Source organism: Chryseobacillus diguaensis (assembly GCF_049220665.1).
Lineage (GTDB): Bacteria > Bacillota > Bacilli > Bacillales > Bacillaceae > Metabacillus_B.
The window spans coordinates 189018-205244 of sequence record NZ_JBMKNV010000003.1 but is presented as its reverse complement, the minus strand read 5'-3'; the positions used below and the strand labels follow the sequence as shown (position 1 = coordinate 205244).

Sequence of the window (16227 nt, the reverse complement as noted above, 5' to 3'; positions counted from 1 at the left end):
GATGACACACCAAAAAAGATTCCGCGATATTTCGGAGGCATGCAAGCTGGGCAGAACAATGCGCTATGATCTTCCTGTGAAAACCTTTAACTGATAAAATGTGACAAATTTATTTTACTCCCCTTGCGAAAGAGCGTCAAGAAAACGCGTACATATTTAATAAAATTTAGAAAAATCTTAATTAACCACAAATTTATTTTATCAAAAAAATTTAATAGGAGGGACTTTTTACTCCGAAATAGGTCTTTCCTCCTAGGTTTGTGATATCTGAAATCATTCATACGGATGAAAAAGCGACGACGTTAAGATAAAAACCTTTTTAAAAAAGCAGGGAATAAAATTACGTATTAACCATGTTAAACTTCCTCAACCCTGATATAATATTGAACATAGAAAGAGGGGAAGTTCAGTGAAGAAAAATTCAAAAGATACCCATTTGGAAGCATTTAAGGAGTATAGTGTCCCTGCTTTCGGATATGAGATGTTCCGAGAAGTCCTGGTGCCAGAAATTCTTGGCCATGAATATCAGTCAATGCTTTACTGGGCTGGAAAGAAGCTTGCGCGAAAATTCCCTATTGAAACGGTTGAAGGTATAAGTGACTTTTTCCTTTCTGCAGGCTTTGGCACACTAACCTTGATACATAAAAACAGAAATGAAATGGAATTTGAGCTTGAAGGCGAACTGATCGCTTTGCGGCTGCAGGAAATGAAGGAGCCCTGTTTCCAGCTGGAAGCCGGATTTATTGCACAGCAGCTTGAACAAATGAATGAACAAGTGACAGAATCGTATGAACAGGTGAAAAAGAGAGGGAACAAGATTGTCTTTACGGTTAAATGGGATCATAAAGATATTGTTCTCTCAAACAGATAATCACTTTCTAAAGGTAAATAAGAGAGTTCACAGCTAAAAAGGCGGACATGAAGTCCGCCTTTTCCTTTTTTTATGAGATTGCAGCACGTTCTTTTGAAAGTTCAAATGCTTCATGAAGGGCTTCTACTGCTCTCACCATATGTTTCTGAGAAATCACAGTCGATACCTTAATTTCTGATGTGCTGACCATCTTCACCTGTATCCCTTCAGATGCCATGACTTCAAACATGTCTGCTGCCACTCCAGGATTGGATACCATGCCCGAACCGACAATGGAGACTTTTGAAAGACCATTTTCCGATTCCAGTGATCCATAACGAAGCTCGTCCTTATGCTTTTTCAGCACATTCAGCGTATCTTCAAGATCATGCGTTTTTACAGTAAAGGAAAGAGATGACGTTTCCTCGTCTGTTAGACTTTGTATGATAATATCCACGTTTAGTTCATTTTTAGCAAGAGTAGTGAAGATTGTGGAAAGGGATGTCATACCGTTTGGCATGCCTGTCACGGTAACTCTTGTTACTTGATCTTCAAAAGCAATTCCTCTAACAATCAGATTTTCTTCCATTTTTGGTTCCTCCTCTATCACTGTTCCATTTTCTTTATCCATGCTTGATCTTACTTCGAGCGGAACCTGATAGTTTTTGGCAAATTCCACAGCTCTCGGATGAAGTACACCTGCACCAAGATTAGCAAGCTCCAGCATTTCGTCATATGAAATTCCTGCAAGCTTTCTTGCTCCTTTGATGTACCTTGGATCTGTTGTAAAAACACCTGTTACATCTGTATAAATATCACATTTGTCAGCTTTCAGGGCTGCTGCAAGAGCTACTGCTGTTGTATCAGAACCGCCCCTGCCAAGAGTGGTGATTTCATTGCCGCTGTCGCTCCCCTGGAATCCTGCCACAACAACGATCTTGTCTTCTTCCAGATCACTTTTTATTTTTTCCGTATCAATATTTTTAATCCTGGCATTCCCATGGACAGCTTCAGTTTGAATTCCTGCCTGCCATCCGGTATAGGAAACAGCATCATACCCTTTTTCCTGAAGTGCCATAGCAAGCAATGAGATCGTAATCTGTTCGCCTGTTGCAAGAAGCATATCCATCTCTCTTTTGCTTGGACGGCTCGTTATTTCTGATGCCAGGGAGACAAGCTGATCCGTTGTTTTCCCCATTGCAGATACAACGACCACAACCTGGTTGCCTTTTTGTTTTTCTTCTTCAACTCTTTTCGCTGCATTTACAATGCGTTCTGCAGAACCAACTGATGTTCCGCCAAATTTCTGTACAATCAGGCCCATGTGCTGCATTCTCTCCCTGTTTTTGAATTTGATGCTTAGTCCGCTGATAAGAGCTGAAAATCAAAAAAAGCAATGAGACAGCTGTCTCATTGCTTGCATAAACGAAAGAAATCTTCGTCCATACAATGAGATAGCCCTCCAGGAATACTTCCTGACAATCCTGCACCTGTTAGGCACAAAACCAGCAGAGAAAAGAATGGCCTTTTCTCCGCTTCGGCGATCCTCCCCTTTCATCCATGTTCAACGGCAGCCAAATGCCTCACATAGATTACTCTTGAAGTTCGCACCTCTATCATCATTTAAGGAACTAAACGATCATATTGATTAAATTAGTTTGTATTGTAGCAAACCTGACAGAAAAACACAACAGCTATTCTTGCAATTTTCTGTGAAGAAGCTCAGCAGTTGCGGAAGGAATAACCGTTTTCAGCTCTTCGATCGTGGATTCCTTCATTTTTTTAATGGAGCCAAAATGCTTGAGAAGAGCTTTTTTCCGTTTTTCACCAAGCCCTGGAATGTCATCTAATACAGACTGGAATACTGATTTGCCGCGAATTTGACGATGAAAAGTAATTGCAAACCTATGGACCTCATCCTGGATTCGCTGCAGCAAATAAAATTCCTGGCTGTTACGCTCAAGCTCGATCAGCTCAAAATCGTCGCCCATCATTAAATTGGATGTTCTATGTTTTTCATCTTTTACAAGACCTGCTATTGGAATATCAAGTCCTAATTCATTTTCTAAAACATCTCTTGCAGCTCCGATTTGCCCTTTGCCCCCATCAATTAATATTAAATCAGGAAGCGGCAAACCTTCCTTCAAAACGCGAGTATATCTCCGTCTGACAACCTCCCTCATTGAATCATAATCATTGGGTCCCTCAACGGTTTTGATCTTGTATTTTCGATATTCTTTTTTATAAGGTTTACCATCAACGAAAACAACCATTGCTGAAACAGGACTGGCCCCCTGAATATTTGAGTTATCAAACGCCTCAATTCTTACAGGAACTGCGATTCCTATACTTTCTCCAAGATTTTCAATCGCCTTGATTGTTCTGGCTTCGTCTCTCTCAATAAGAGAGAATTTTTCTTTGAGTGCAATTTTAGCATTTTCATAAGCAAGAAGAAGCAGGTCCTTTTTAGGTCCGCGCTTTGGCTGAATACAAGAAACATTCAGCAGCTGCTCTGCCATTTCTTTATCGATACTGTCAGGAAGCAGTATTTCCTTTGGCAAAAAATGATTTGACTGCTGATAAAATTGTCCAAGGTACGTTAAGAATTCTTCTTCAGCTTCATTGTAGATCGGAAAGTGGGAAACATCTCTTTCGATTAGTTTCCCTTGCCTTATGAAAAATACTTGCACACACATCCAGCCTTTATCGTAGGCGTAAGCAAAAACATCCCGATCCAGGAGATCGGACATCGACATCTTTTGCTTTTCCATCGTTGCTTCAATATGAGCAATCTGATCCCTGAATTCCTTTGCACGCTCAAAATCCATTACTTCAGATGCTTTGTACATTTTTTCAGAAAGTTCTTCTTTGATCTTCGCAAAACCGCCATTTAGAAAACGGGTCATTTCATCTACCATCTTTTTATTTGTTTCCTTCGAAACATCAAAAACGCATGGTGCCAAACACTGGCCCATGTGGTAGTATAGGCAAACTCTGTCAGGCAGATTGGAGCATTTTCTAAGCGGATACAGCCTGTCAAGCAGCTTCTTTGTTTCCCTTGCAGCCTGGACATTTGGATAAGGGCCGAAATATTTTCCCTTATCCTTTTTTACATTCCGGGTAACAATCAGGCGGGGATGACGTTCCCCAGTAATTTTAATGAAGGGGTACGTTTTGTCATCCTTCAGCATGACATTGTATTTTGGATCGTGTTTCTTTATAAGATTCAATTCCAATATTAAGGCTTCGATATTGGAAGATGTAACAATGTATTCAAAGTCCGCAATTTCATTCACAAGCCTGAGCGTTTTACCATCATGTGAACCAGTAAAATAAGATCGGACCCGATTTTTAAGCACTTTAGCCTTCCCTACATAAATAATCGTTCCGTGTCTGTCTTTCATAAGATAGCAGCCGGGCTGATCCGGAAGGAGGGCAAGCTTTTCTTTAATATTATCTAACATAAGCAACCACTCCGATGTATAACGATTTACCTTCTATTTTACGATATTTCAGGGAGAATATCTAAGAATTGTATTCTTTTGGGGGCTGCAAAGCTGAATTTGAAGAAAAAGGATGAATAAAAGGCATATAAAAAACCAGCCTGTGAAAAGGCTGGCTCAGGAAAATTAAGCGTGTTTAGAAACAAGTTCAGCCAATGCTTCTTTCGGCTGGAATCCAACAGTCTTGTCAACTGCTTCACCATTTTTGAATACAAGCAATGTCGGAATACTCATAACTCCGAATTTACCTGCTGTTTCCTGGTTTTCATCAACATCTAATTTAACAATTTTAACTTTATCGCCGATTTCCTGATCAAGCTCTTCAAGAACTGGAGCAATCATTTTACAAGGGCCGCACCATGGAGCCCAGAAATCTACAAGAACAACGCCGTCACTTGTTTCAGCGGCAAAGTTTTGGTCAGTTACGTGTGTAATAGCCATTTTTTGTTACCTCCTAAAAATAGATCAAATCATGAACTTAGTATAGCACCATCAACTCAAGCATGCTAACGTTTTGCTTCAACGTTATATTTCCCCTATTATTCATGAAAAAAACGTGCTGTTTTCAAGCACGTTTTCTGTTTATTACGAAGGCCCTTTTCTTAAAATTTGTTGTATGAACCTCAAGCTAAAATACAACTGTGAATTTTAAGAAAAGATGCCGCGAAGTTATGCATTATGCGTGTTCTAAGATCATACGAATAATCACAATCTACGCGAAAACAGCCATTACGAATGAACCTGCATCTTTTTAAACTCTTCAGCAAGAAGCGGCACGACAGCAAACAGATCCCCGACAATTCCATAATCGGCTACTTTAAAGATGTTTGCTTCAGGGTCTTTATTAATCGCAACAATTACTTTACTGTTGGACATACCGGCAAGATGCTGGATCGCTCCTGAAATACCGCATGCAATATAAAGATCTGGAGTTACAACTTTTCCCGTCTGTCCAATCTGCAAGGAGTAATCGCAATAATCCGCATCACAAGCTCCGCGTGAAGCTCCTACAGCTGCACCTAGGACATCTGCAAGCTGCTTCAAAGGCTCAAAGCCTTCAGAGCTCTTCACTCCGCGTCCGCCGGCCACAATGATTTTTGCCTCCGCCAGGTCGACTCCTTCTGTTGCTTTTCGGATGACTTCCTTCACAATGGTACGCAAATCTTTGACGTCAACATCCAGGGAAGTAACATCGCCAGTTCTAGATTCATCCTTTTCAAGAGGTGGGATGTTGTTCGGGCGAATCGTTGCAAACAGGATGCCGTCTGTAATAATTTTCTTTTCAAACGCCTTACCTGAATAAATCGGGCGTGTGAAAACGATATTGCCTCCTGCTTCTTCCACATAAGTTGCATCTGAAATCAGCCCTGTATTTAATTTAGCCGCGAGCTTTGGCGAAAGGTCTTTCCCAAGTGCTGTGTGGCCAAAAATAATCCCTTCCGGTTTTTCCTGATCAATAACGGCAAGCAGGGCCTGCGAATAGCCATCAGGTGTGTAATCCTTCAGCTTTTCATTTTCAACAGTGATCACTCTGTCAGCACCATAATGTATCATGGCTTCTGCCGAATCTTTTACCGAATCGCCAACAAGAACAGCGACAATTTCCCCGCCTTCAGCTGCAATTTTCCCAGCTGCAATTGTTTCAAATGAAACATTTCTTAATGTATGATCACGTACTTCTCCCAGTACAAGAACTTTTTTTGACATGTTCATTTCCCCCTGTTTTTCAAATTGAAAGGTAACTTGAATTAGATGACTTTTGCTTCTTTTCTAAGAAGTGATGCAAGCTCTTTAACTTGATCAGGAAGCTCTCCCTGCAGAACTTTGCCTGCTTCCTTTTTCGGAGGCATATAAATTTCAATTGTTTTTGTTTTGGCTTCTACATCGTCTTCCTCAAGATCCAGATCGTCCAGCTCAAGTTCTTCAAGCGGTTTTTTCTTTGCTTTCATAATTCCAGGCAAAGAAGGGTATCTCGGCTCGTTCAGCCCCTGCTGTGCAGTGATAAGAAGCGGAAGCTTTGTTTCAATCACTTCAGAATCTCCTTCAACATCCCTTGTCACTGTAGCTGTATCCCCGCTGATTTCAAGCTTTGTGATCGTTGTCACGTAAGAAATATCAAGAAGCTCTGCAAGTCGCGGCCCTACCTGGCCTGAGCCGCCATCAATAGCAACGTTTCCGCCAAGTATCAAATCAGCTTCTTTGTCTTTGAAAAATTCATACAGAATTTTGGAGGAAGTAAATTGATCCCCGTCCTCGAGATCGTCTTCTGTATTGATTAAAACCGCTTTGTCGCATCCCATCGCTAAAGCCGTTCTTAATTCCTTCTCAGCTTCTTCGCCCCCGATTGTAACAACTGTTACTTCGCCGCCTTCTTTATCCTTGATTTGGATGGCTTCTTCGATAGCGTATTCGTCATAAGGATTGATAATAAATTCGGCTCCATCTTCTTGGATTGCACCGTTTTGCACAGAGATTTTTTCCTCTGTATCGAAGGTTCTTTTCATCATGACATAGATATTCATTTTCATCCCCCAGTAGTATTAAGACATAATTAGAAAAGCGGAAGTGCCTTGAACAGCCCGCCAAGCATAAGACGGTCAGCCGGAGTAAGGCGGCCTTCCTTTCTTTGGGTGCTTATGACCTCAGATCGGGCTAGGCGCTGCAGCTGGATCATTCAGCAGAAACTTATACCTTCTTATCGTTTTAAGTAGCTTTTCGAAATGGTTACTCTCCCTTAAATTGCGGCTGGCGCTTTTCGATAAAAGCCTGGATGCCTTCTTTGGCATCTGCTGTTCCAAATACCTGTCCAAACCAATCAGCTTCCCTGTCAATACCTGATTGAAAAGGTTCGTTCCGGCGAAGCTGCAGCAATTCAATGACAGCCTTTACCGTAACAGGACTTTTCTTTGCCATTTTCTTTGCTATTTCTTCCGCTTTGCTCATTAGCTCCTCTTCAGGATAAGCATGGTTTGCAAGACCATAGGCTTCTGCTTGTTTTCCTGTAATCGGTTCGCTTGATGTAATCATTTCAAACGCTTTTGCTTTGCCAACATAATCAGGCAGCCTTTGTGTTCCTCCGAAGCCAGGAATTATGCCAAGCTGCAGCTCAGGAAGCCCAAGCTTTGCATTTTCGGCAACCAGTCTCATATGGCAGCTCATCGCAAGTTCAAGTCCGCCACCGAGTGCTGCACCATGAATAGCTGCAATTACCGGCTTTTCGAACGTCTCAATTCTTTCAAACAGGCGCTGCCCGAGTTTGGCCAATTCTGAAAAGCCGCTTGAGTCAGGCATCTGAGTAAATTCCTTAATATCTGCCCCCGCTGAAAAGAACCTGCCCTCACCTCGAATAAGAATGACACGGACCTCTTTGTCCTGCTGAAGTTCATCAAGAAGCTGTGAAAGCTCTTTCAAAACTTTATTTCCTAAGGCATTTGCAGGAGGGTTTTCCAGTTTGACAAAAGCGACAAAATCTTCTTTTTTTACATTAAGAACACTCATTGGTAACTCTCCCTTACTATAGGTGTTTTCTCTATAATCCAAAGCGGGGACGCGGAGGCTTAACTTGCCTTTCCGCATCCGTACACAATTAATTCGTGCACCTTTCCCGCCAAAGAAATCAAATCATACTTCTGGTCATTCATTACCCAGGAGGTGACAGTTTCATCAATTGTTCCAAAAATCATCTGTCTGGCAAGCCTTAAATCAAGGTCTGCTCTGAACTCCCCTGTTTCTCTGCCCATCCGGATAATTTCATCCAGAGCATTCAGATAGCCTTTTAAAACGTCATTGATCCTCTGCCGCAGCTCATAGTTGGATTGCCGCAGCTCCAGCTGAGTGACGATTGCAAGGTGATGATCTTCCGACAGAAGAGAAAAATGTTTTTCAATTAACACATATAATTTCTCTGCCGCAGTGTTCTTTCCTGCTGTTTCAGCCTCGATTTTTTCAATAAACATTCCCATCTTTTCTTGAAATAAAGAAATGAGAATGTCTTCTTTGTTTTTAAAATAAAGATAAATCGTGCCGTCAGCTACACCAGCTTGCTTAGCAATTTTGGATACCTGAGCTTGGTGGTAGCCGTTTTCTGCAATTACAATCACTGCTGCGTCAATAATTTGTTTGTATTTTGGTTTGTTTTGTTTCAATGGACAATCTTCTCCTTAGAAAAAAATGAATGAACCATCATTCATAAAACAATGATAAAATTTTCTCTTTTTTCTGTCAAGCAAAATGTGAAGAAACAGCGCCGTCTGAATGCGGCGCTATTTTTAGTTTGCACTTTTCAGCTTTTCCTTTTCTTCCTCTACTAGCACTCTTCTCAGAATTTTGCCTACGGCCGTTTTAGGAAGCTCATTCCGAAATTCATATATTCTCGGTACCTTATAGGCTGCCAGATGTTTTCTGGAAAAATCATCCAGCTCTTCTTCGGTAGCAGAAACGCCATCTTTTAATACAACATAGGCTTTAACCGTTTCCCCTCTGTACGGATCCGGGACCCCTGCAACAACCACTTCTTTTATTTTATCATTTTCATACAGAATTTCTTCTACTTCTCGCGGATAAATATTAAATCCTCCTGCAATAATCATATCTTTCTTGCGGTCTGCAATATAAAAATATCCTTCTTCGTCCATATACCCGATATCGCCTGTATAAAGCCATTCATCTTTCAATACGGCTGCAGTCTCCTCCGGCATATTCCAATAGCCTTTCATCACCTGAGGGCCTCTCACAGCAAGTTCTCCAAGCTCATTTGGTTCTGCCTCCCTGCCTGTTTCCAACGAGATGATGGCAGCGTCTGTATTCGGCCAAGGAACCCCTATGCTCCCTTTTTTTCTTTTATCCCAAAGAAAATTGGAATGCGTAACAGGAGATGCCTCAGATAATCCATACCCTTCCACAAGCTTTCCTCCGGTCGTCTTCTCAAATTGTTCCTGAACTTCAGCGGGAAGAGGTGCCGAACCGCTAATGCAGGATTTAATGGAGGATAAATCATATTTGGACAAATCAGGATGATTCAAAAGAGCGATATAAATCGTTGGCGCACCAGGAAACAATGTCGGTTTTTCCCTGTCTATCGTTTTGAGGGCTTCCAGTGCGTTAAATTTAGGAAGCAGCACCATTTTAAAACCCTGCATAATCGAAAGGTTCATAACAGTCGTCATACCGTAAACGTGAAAAAACGGCAATACCCCCAGAACTGTTTCTTCCCCTTTTTTGCAGCGGTACATCCACGCAGTGCACATTAGCGTATTCGAAACCAAATTCTCATGGGTCAGCATTACTCCTTTTGGAAAACCGGTCGTTCCGCCAGTATATTGTAAAAGAGCAATATCCTCAGATGGATCGATTGCAGCTTTTTTTACATCAGGAGAATAGATCCTCAATATTTTTTTAAGCAAGTGAGTATTGCCTCCGTGTTCAAGTTTCAAGAGCACCTTGTTTTCCCTTTTTTGAACGAAAGGATAAAGAAGGTTTTTCGGAAAAGGCAAATACTCTTTTATTCCGGTTACAATAATGTGCTTCAAACTTGTTACCGCTTTCATTTTTGTCACTCTCGGATAAAGCAAATCAAGTGTGATGATAAAGGTTGAACCGCTGTCTTTCAGCTGATATTCCAATTCTCTTTCCGTATATAAAGGATTCGTCTGAACCACAATGCCTCCGGAAAAAAGAACAGCATAATACGCAATAACTGCCTGAGGGCAATTCGGCAGCATAATGGAAGCTCTGTCGCCTTTTTTAAGCCCGAGTCCCTGAAGGTAGCTTGCAAGCTTTAAAGACTGCTGATAAATCTCTTTAAAAGTAAGTTTTTTCCCTAAAAAGTGAATGGCTGTTTTATTCGGAAACTCCTCAGCAGAACTTTCCAAATAATCCTGCAGTGCCTTCTTTTCGATCGATACATCTTTTGGCAGCTCTTCTGGATACTGGTTGAGCCACGGTCTCTTTAAAGCCATAGAATCCCCCCTTGTTGCCTTCATGACTTTTATCACCTTTCATTATAACAGTAAATTCTGAACTTTAACTATATTTAGAATTATTTTCCTGTTAAAAAACCTCTGGAGCTAGTGCTCCTGAGGTCAGGTAATGAACAAATAAATGATTCCAATCACAATAAACGCTCCGCAAACAATAAGTAATACTTTCGCTAACGTTTCCATCCCTTTGCTCCCTTAAATTCCCGCCCCGATGACATAAGACAGGCCGACTGAAATCATCATGGAAATAAAGCCGACTGCCTTGTTGCCTTTTTCGATTTCCTCATCGATTTTAAAAGAAGGCGTCAGAAATTCATAAATAAAATAACCAAGGAGAAGAAGAAAAAATCCGAAAAGACCCCAGCCAATCATTTCAAAAAGGGAGTTGTGCTGTTCAATAGAAAAACGAAAAATATTGGAAATGCCAAAAATTTTGCCTCCTGTTGTCATGGCGACAGCCATATTCCCATTTTTGATTTCCTCCCAGTTTCTATACCTGGTTACGAGTTCGAAAATACAAAGAAAAATTATGATGCAAAGAATGACAACACTGTAGTAAGCAGCTGTTTTAACCAAATCGTTTTCCCAGAAAGGATTCATAGGTTTCTCCCTTTTTTGCTACTTTAATTCCACAACTGTAATTCCGGAACCGCCTTCTCCCGCTTCTCCAAATCTGGCATTTTTAACACTTCGATGGTTCTTGAGAAATTCCTGCACACCTTTTCGAAGGGCGCCTGTTCCTTTCCCGTGGATGATCGAAACTCTCGGATAGCCGGCAAGAACAGCGTCATCCAGGTACTTCTCAACCTTCATCAAAGCATTTTCATACCGTTCTCCTCTGAGATCAAGTTCAAGAGAGACATGATAGTCTCTGCCTTTAACAGTCGCAAGCGGTTTATTCTCAATCTCTTTCGGTGTTCCGAGATACTGAAGATCGCTTTCCTTTACTTTCATTTTCATGATTCCGATCTGAACCTGCCATTCTTTGTCTCCCGTTTTTTCTACGAGATGCCCTTTCTGGTTAAAGCTCGATACTTTTACCTCATCCCCGGCTTTCAGGCTATGCTCTGTTTTTTTCTTGGCAGGTGCTTTTTTCGATTTTTGAAATACAGGCTGTGCTTCTTCCAATCTTTTTCTGGCATTAATCAGTTCATGCTCTTTTATTTGTCCATACTGTTCTTTGCTCATTTTTCTAAGGTGGCGGATGACATTTTCTGCTTCTGTTTGAGCTTCTGCCAGTCTCTCAACAGCTTCTTTTTCCGCTTTTTCAAACAGCCTGTCCCGCTGTTCATTAAATTCTAAAATCTGCTGCTGCAATTCATTATGAAGCTGTTCAGCTTCCTTTCGGATTTTTTCAGCATCTGCCATTTCAGCCTCTGCCTGTTTTCTTGAGTCTTCCAGAGCGGAAATCATCTTGTCCACTTCATTGCTTTCCGCTGTCATATGGCCTTTTGCTGAAGAGATGACGTAATCATCAAGACCAAGCCTTTTAGAAATTTCAAAAGCGTTGCTTCGACCAGGAACACCGATCAATAGCCGGTAAGTCGGGCTCAATGTTTCGATATCAAACTCGACACTGGCATTTATTACACCATCCCTGTTATAGCCATAAGCTTTTAATTCAGGATAATGAGTCGTTGCAATGACTCTTGCTCCCCGTCCATACACCTCATCTAAAATGGAGATGGCAAGAGCCGCACCCTCCTGAGGATCCGTTCCTGCTCCAAGTTCATCAAACAAAACGAGACTGTTTTCATCTGCTTTTCTTAAAATATCCACAATATTTACCATGTGGGAAGAAAACGTACTTAAGCTCTGTTCAATGGACTGTTCGTCTCCAATATCAGCATAAACAGATTGAAAAACAGCTAGTTCTGAACCATCAAGTGCAGGCACCTGCAGTCCCGCCTGCGCCATCAGGGTAAAGATCCCAACGGTTTTCAGCGTTACCGTTTTTCCTCCTGTATTCGGTCCTGTTATAACAATCGTTGAATACTCATCCCCAAGGGCAATATCATTCGATACAACATTGTCTCCGGGAAGCAGCGGGTGACGCGCCTTAAACAGCTTGATTATCCCGGAATCATTTAGTTCAGGCTTACTTGCTTTTATTTCTTTTGCATAACGGGCTTTCATAAAAATAAAATCCATTTCTGCAAGCATTTCGATATTTCTTAAAATGGCATCTGCATCTTGAGCAGTCCATTCCGATAATTCTCTGAGGATTTTTTCAATTTCCATCTTTTCTCTAACCCTCGCCTGCTGAACGGCATTGTTCAATTCAACAACTGCCTGCGGCTCAATGAAAAGAGTGGCTCCTGAAGAAGACTGATCATGAACAATTCCTCCGTAAGTGGATCGGTACTCCTGTTTTACAGGTAAAACAAAACGGTCGTTTCTGATCGTAATAATGGCATCTGAAAGCATCGTTTGAGCGGAAGAGCCGCGGATCATGGACTCAAGCTTATCCCGAACCCTGCCTTCAATCGTTCTCTTTTGCTGTCTGAGATTTCTCAGTGTATCGCTCGCATGATCAAGAATTTCCCCATTATCATCGATGCACTGCTTGATCCTCTTTTCCAGATCGGTTAAAGGAATTAACATTTTAGCGCGCTCGTCAAGTAGAGGAAGTTCAATGTCACTTTCAACCATATCCTCAATAAAATGCTTTATTTGCCTTGCAGCGTAAATCGTGCCGGCAATCTCAATGAGCTCCTGGGAACTCAGCATGCCCCCGATTATGGACCGCTTCAGGCTTGCTCTTGCATCAGTTAAGCCTCCGAACGGGGCATTGCCCCTTAACCGGATTACTTTTGCTGCTTCATCCGTTTCTTCCTGCCATCTGACAGCTTCCTGAAGCGTTGATGTCGGGACAAGAGCAGCTGCCTTTTCACGTCCAAGTGATGAAGCTGCATGCTTCATCAGCTGGTCTCTTACTTTATCAAATTCCAGAACTTTTAATACTCTTTGCTGCAAAATTGGTACCTCCCAAAGAAAGGTCAGGAATGATGGCGATTCAGGAATCGCTTTAACTCTTCCAGTTCCCATGTATTTATCACATTTTTCTTTTCGATCCAGCCTTTTTTTGCGGCTGCGACACCGATCGGCATATGTTCCAGCATGTCTATGTTATGTGCATCTGTATTGATGGAAAGCTTTACACCTGCATCCTGGGCTTTTTTAATGTTTTCTGAGCTTAAATCAAGCCTGTTCGGATTGGCATTGAGCTCAAGAGCCGTATCTGTTTCTTTTGCGAGCTCGATCAATAAATCGATGTTAACATCATAACCTTTTCTCTTCCCGATCAGGCGTCCTGTCGGATGGGCAATCAGATCGACATGATGGCTTTCTAACGCTTTTTTAAGCCTCTGCATAATCACTTCTCTGCTTTGAGAAAAGCTGGAATGAATAGAAGCTATCACAAAATCCATTTCCTCCAGGAGCTCATCGTCATAATCGAGTGAACCATCCGGCAGGATATCCATTTCCACTCCAGCTAAAATTGTAAAATCGTCATATTTTTCATTTAAGCGGTCTATTTCCTTCCGCTGTTCACGCAGCCTTACAGCGGTGAGTCCTCCTGCTACCTTTAAGTATTGAGAATGATCTGTAATCGCGATAAATTTGTAGCCTTTTTTTCTGCAGGCATCTGCCATTTCCTCGATCGTATAGGCTCCATCTGTCCAGGTGGAGTGCATGTGCAGATCGCCTTTAATGTCTTCTATTTTAATTAGGGCTTCTGCTTTAGCAGCTTTATCTACTTCTGTTCCATCCTCCCGAAGTTCTGGAGGAATAAAAGGAAGACCAAAATGAGCGAAAAACTCCTGCTCATTATCTACCGTTTTTATCTCGCCTGTTTCCAGATTTTCAATCCCATATTCACTAATTTTTTCGCCGCGTTCCTTTGCCAGCTGTCGCATTTTGACATTGTGAGCTTTAGAACCAGTAAAATGATGAAGAGTTGATGCAAACTCTTCTTCCTTCACAAGCCTAAAGTCCACATTAACTTCTACGTCATAGTTTAACTGAACAGAAACCTTTGTATCCCCGCTCGCTATAACATCTGAAAGCTTAGGAATAGCTAACAGGGCTTTTCTCACCTTTTCAGGCTCTTCACAGGAAATGATATAATCCAAATCTTTAATCGTTTCTCTCATTCTTCTTAAACTGCCGGCTCTTGAAAAACGCTTTATCTCTGTACAAGCATCCAAATAAGCATCAATATCATCCGCAATCGGAAGCATGAATGCGACTGGAAGCCTTTCAGGCCGTGTACCTGCTTCATTAATAGCCTCTAAGATTTTTTCTTCCGTCTTCTTTGCGAAGCCTGGAAGCCCTTGTACTTTGTGGGCTAAGCATGCTTCCTTTAGCGCATCCATGCTGTCAATGCCAAGCTCCTTATACAGCTTTGAAATTTTCTTTCCGCCAAGTCCAGGAAGCTTTAGCATAGGCATCAGGCCTTCCGGAACCTCCTTTTGCAGCTCAAGCAGTGTTTTTGACTCGCCTGATTCCAAATATTCTATAATAACGGCAGAAGTCCCCTTCCCAATGCCGTCAAGCTTTGTAAAATCATCTATTGCTGTTAAGCTTCTGTCATCCTGTTCAAGGGCATTTGCCGCTTTTCGAAAAGCTGATATTTTAAAAGGGTTTTCTCCTTTAAGCTCCATATATATGGAAATCGTCTCCAGCAGCCTTATTACATCCTTTTTATTAATGTCCAAATAGCTTCACCTCTGTCAATCCATACGATTTACTATCCAAAATGATACATTTTTTTTAACGTGATGAAAAGCGGAAGCGCCCCAGCACAGGAAAAAAACTTCCCCGGTTAAAGAGAAGTTGTTGATTTCTCGCCATATTGCAGCCACAGTTCTTTTATCTTGTCTGAAAGAACCGGAGTATGATGAACAATGGAATTAGACAGCATGGAATGATTTAAGGCAGCCTGCACATTGCTCATTGGAAGCAATCCGCCTACAAACAGCAGGATAAAAAGGATCAAATACACTTCCACGAAACCAAAAAGGCCCCCTGCCAGTCTGTTAATCTGTTTCAGGACAGGTATGGATGCTACAAAATCGAGCATGGAACCGAAAATCTGCATGACGATTTTTGTCCCGAAAAAGAGAATAATAAAAGCGATTGCCCTGTAATAAGCTTCTTCCAGATTGTTTCCGCTGAAGAACGAAATGACTCCCTGCCCGTCACCCATCTGCGGATAAGGAATCCAAAGCTTAAGTTTAGGCGCAAGGTCATCATAGAAGTTATATGCTACAATATATGCAACGATAAAGCCTGTTAAATGCACGGCTTGGAGAATAAGTCCTCTTCTCAGGCCGACAAGCACTCCAAGCACAAGCAGAATAATTAAGACAAGATCCACCATTTTATTGTTTCAATCCTTTTCAGAAAGTTGTTTTTCTAAATTTTCGTAGTCATCTTTTAATTTTAAATAATCATGTACCATATTAACAGCTGTCAATACAGCAAGCTTATGTACATCCAATGAAGGATTATGTTTGCTCATTTCTCTCATTTTATCGTCAACAATAGAAGCTACAAGACGAATATGGCTGGTACTTTCTGTACCCATAATCGAGTATTGCTGTCCATATATATCAACTGTCGTTTTGGTTTTAGGACGATTTGACAACGTACATCCTCCATTCCTCTGAATCCTAATCTTTATCATAACACGATTATTTCCAATATGGAAAGAACACAAGCCTAATCGTCATAAAGGTGAAATACTTTTTGCAAAATGATATGTATGATGGTAACACCCTGTATAGTAAAGGGGCTTTTCTTTTTAAGGCTCCATTAAACATGGCTGTTGATATCCGCTTCAGGCGTTCGCTTTCCGAGGGCGTTTAGGTAAGCGTTTAGGTAAGCCTCC

General features: G+C 41.5%; 14 protein-coding genes and 1 riboswitch. Of the genes, 1 reads left to right on the top strand and 13 read right to left on the bottom strand.

Going from position 1 to position 16227, the window contains the following annotated elements; translation table 11 throughout:
- The first annotated feature begins 409 nt into the window (after window positions 1-409).
- On the top strand, window positions 410-871 hold the full coding sequence (locus ACOT8F_RS06065) for a YslB family protein (protein ID WP_421650674.1): 462 nt from the start codon (window positions 410-412) through the stop codon (window positions 869-871).
- A 70-nt stretch (window positions 872-941) separates the two neighbouring features.
- Here ACOT8F_RS06065 and ACOT8F_RS06060 read toward each other — a convergent pair whose 3' ends face one another.
- From ACOT8F_RS06060 to zapA, 13 genes are all read right to left on the bottom strand, one after another.
- A complete protein-coding gene (locus tag ACOT8F_RS06060; protein ID WP_421650673.1) occupies window positions 942-2174 on the bottom strand; it encodes an aspartate kinase in 1233 nt (410 codons plus the stop codon).
- Window positions 2175-2297: 123 nt separating this feature from the next.
- A riboswitch (Lysine riboswitch) is annotated at window positions 2298-2474 on the bottom strand.
- A gap of 70 nt (window positions 2475-2544) precedes the next feature.
- On the bottom strand, window positions 2545-4314 hold the full coding sequence (uvrC, locus tag ACOT8F_RS06055; protein WP_421650672.1) for an excinuclease ABC subunit UvrC: 1770 nt from the start codon (window positions 4312-4314) through the stop codon (window positions 2545-2547).
- Window positions 4315-4479: 165 nt separating this feature from the next.
- On the bottom strand, window positions 4480-4794 hold the full coding sequence (gene trxA / locus ACOT8F_RS06050) for a thioredoxin (RefSeq protein ID WP_421650671.1): 315 nt from the start codon (window positions 4792-4794) through the stop codon (window positions 4480-4482).
- 288 nt (window positions 4795-5082) lie between these two features.
- Entirely contained in the window at window positions 5083-6060 is a 978-nt protein-coding gene (locus tag ACOT8F_RS06045; RefSeq protein WP_421650670.1) for an electron transfer flavoprotein subunit alpha/FixB family protein, read from the bottom strand.
- A gap of 41 nt (window positions 6061-6101) precedes the next feature.
- Entirely contained in the window at window positions 6102-6875 is a 774-nt protein-coding gene (locus ACOT8F_RS06040) for an electron transfer flavoprotein subunit beta/FixA family protein (protein WP_421650669.1), read from the bottom strand.
- A gap of 202 nt (window positions 6876-7077) precedes the next feature.
- Complete coding sequence (locus ACOT8F_RS06035; RefSeq protein ID WP_421650668.1) at window positions 7078-7851, bottom strand: enoyl-CoA hydratase; 774 nt, start codon at window positions 7849-7851, stop codon at window positions 7078-7080.
- A 59-nt stretch (window positions 7852-7910) separates the two neighbouring features.
- Entirely contained in the window at window positions 7911-8498 is a 588-nt protein-coding gene (fadR, locus tag ACOT8F_RS06030; protein WP_421650667.1) for a fatty acid metabolism transcriptional regulator FadR, read from the bottom strand.
- Between the two features lie 123 nt (window positions 8499-8621).
- Entirely contained in the window at window positions 8622-10310 is a 1689-nt protein-coding gene (locus ACOT8F_RS06025) for an AMP-binding protein (RefSeq protein ID WP_421650666.1), read from the bottom strand.
- 216 nt (window positions 10311-10526) lie between these two features.
- Window positions 10527-10931, bottom strand: a complete 405-nt coding sequence (locus tag ACOT8F_RS06020) for a DUF350 domain-containing protein (protein ID WP_421650665.1) — start codon at window positions 10929-10931, stop codon at window positions 10527-10529.
- An 18-nt stretch (window positions 10932-10949) separates the two neighbouring features.
- Window positions 10950-13307: an endonuclease MutS2 gene (locus ACOT8F_RS06015; RefSeq protein ID WP_421650664.1), complete on the bottom strand. Its 2358-nt coding sequence runs from the start codon at window positions 13305-13307 to the stop codon at window positions 10950-10952.
- A gap of 23 nt (window positions 13308-13330) precedes the next feature.
- A complete protein-coding gene (gene polX / locus ACOT8F_RS06010) occupies window positions 13331-15046 on the bottom strand; it encodes a DNA polymerase/3'-5' exonuclease PolX (RefSeq protein ID WP_421650918.1) in 1716 nt (571 codons plus the stop codon).
- Between the two features lie 113 nt (window positions 15047-15159).
- The gene (locus ACOT8F_RS06005; protein WP_421650663.1) at window positions 15160-15717 is read right to left on the bottom strand and encodes a CvpA family protein; all 558 of its coding nucleotides are present in this window, start codon (window positions 15715-15717) and stop codon (window positions 15160-15162) included.
- 9 nt (window positions 15718-15726) lie between these two features.
- Window positions 15727-15984: a cell division protein ZapA gene (gene zapA / locus ACOT8F_RS06000; RefSeq protein WP_421650662.1), complete on the bottom strand. Its 258-nt coding sequence runs from the start codon at window positions 15982-15984 to the stop codon at window positions 15727-15729.
- Window positions 15985-16227 lie beyond the last annotated feature (243 nt).

Bases quoted from the DNA above. Each gene is read 5' to 3' on its own strand.
- ACOT8F_RS06035 (WP_421650668.1), bottom strand. From the start codon at position 7,851: ATGAGTGTTCTTAATGTAAAAAAAGAAGATTTTGTCGCTTTTGTCAAA.
- ACOT8F_RS06005 (WP_421650663.1), bottom strand. From the start codon at position 15,717: ATGGTGGATCTTGTCTTAATTATTCTGCTTGTGCTTGGAGTGCTTGTC.
- ACOT8F_RS06045 (WP_421650670.1), bottom strand. From the start codon at position 6,060: ATGTCAAAAAAAGTTCTTGTACTGGGAGAAGTACGTGATCATACATTA.
- ACOT8F_RS06025 (WP_421650666.1), bottom strand. From the start codon at position 10,310: ATGGCTTTAAAGAGACCGTGGCTCAACCAGTATCCAGAAGAGCTGCCA.
- uvrC (WP_421650672.1), bottom strand. From the start codon at position 4,314: ATGTTAGATAATATTAAAGAAAAGCTTGCCCTCCTTCCGGATCAGCCC.
- ACOT8F_RS06020 (WP_421650665.1), bottom strand. From the start codon at position 10,931: ATGAATCCTTTCTGGGAAAACGATTTGGTTAAAACAGCTGCTTACTAC.
- ACOT8F_RS06060 (WP_421650673.1), bottom strand. From the start codon at position 2,174: ATGGGCCTGATTGTACAGAAATTTGGCGGAACATCAGTTGGTTCTGCA.
- trxA (WP_421650671.1), bottom strand. From the start codon at position 4,794: ATGGCTATTACACACGTAACTGACCAAAACTTTGCCGCTGAAACAAGT.
- ACOT8F_RS06040 (WP_421650669.1), bottom strand. From the start codon at position 6,875: ATGAATATCTATGTCATGATGAAAAGAACCTTCGATACAGAGGAAAAA.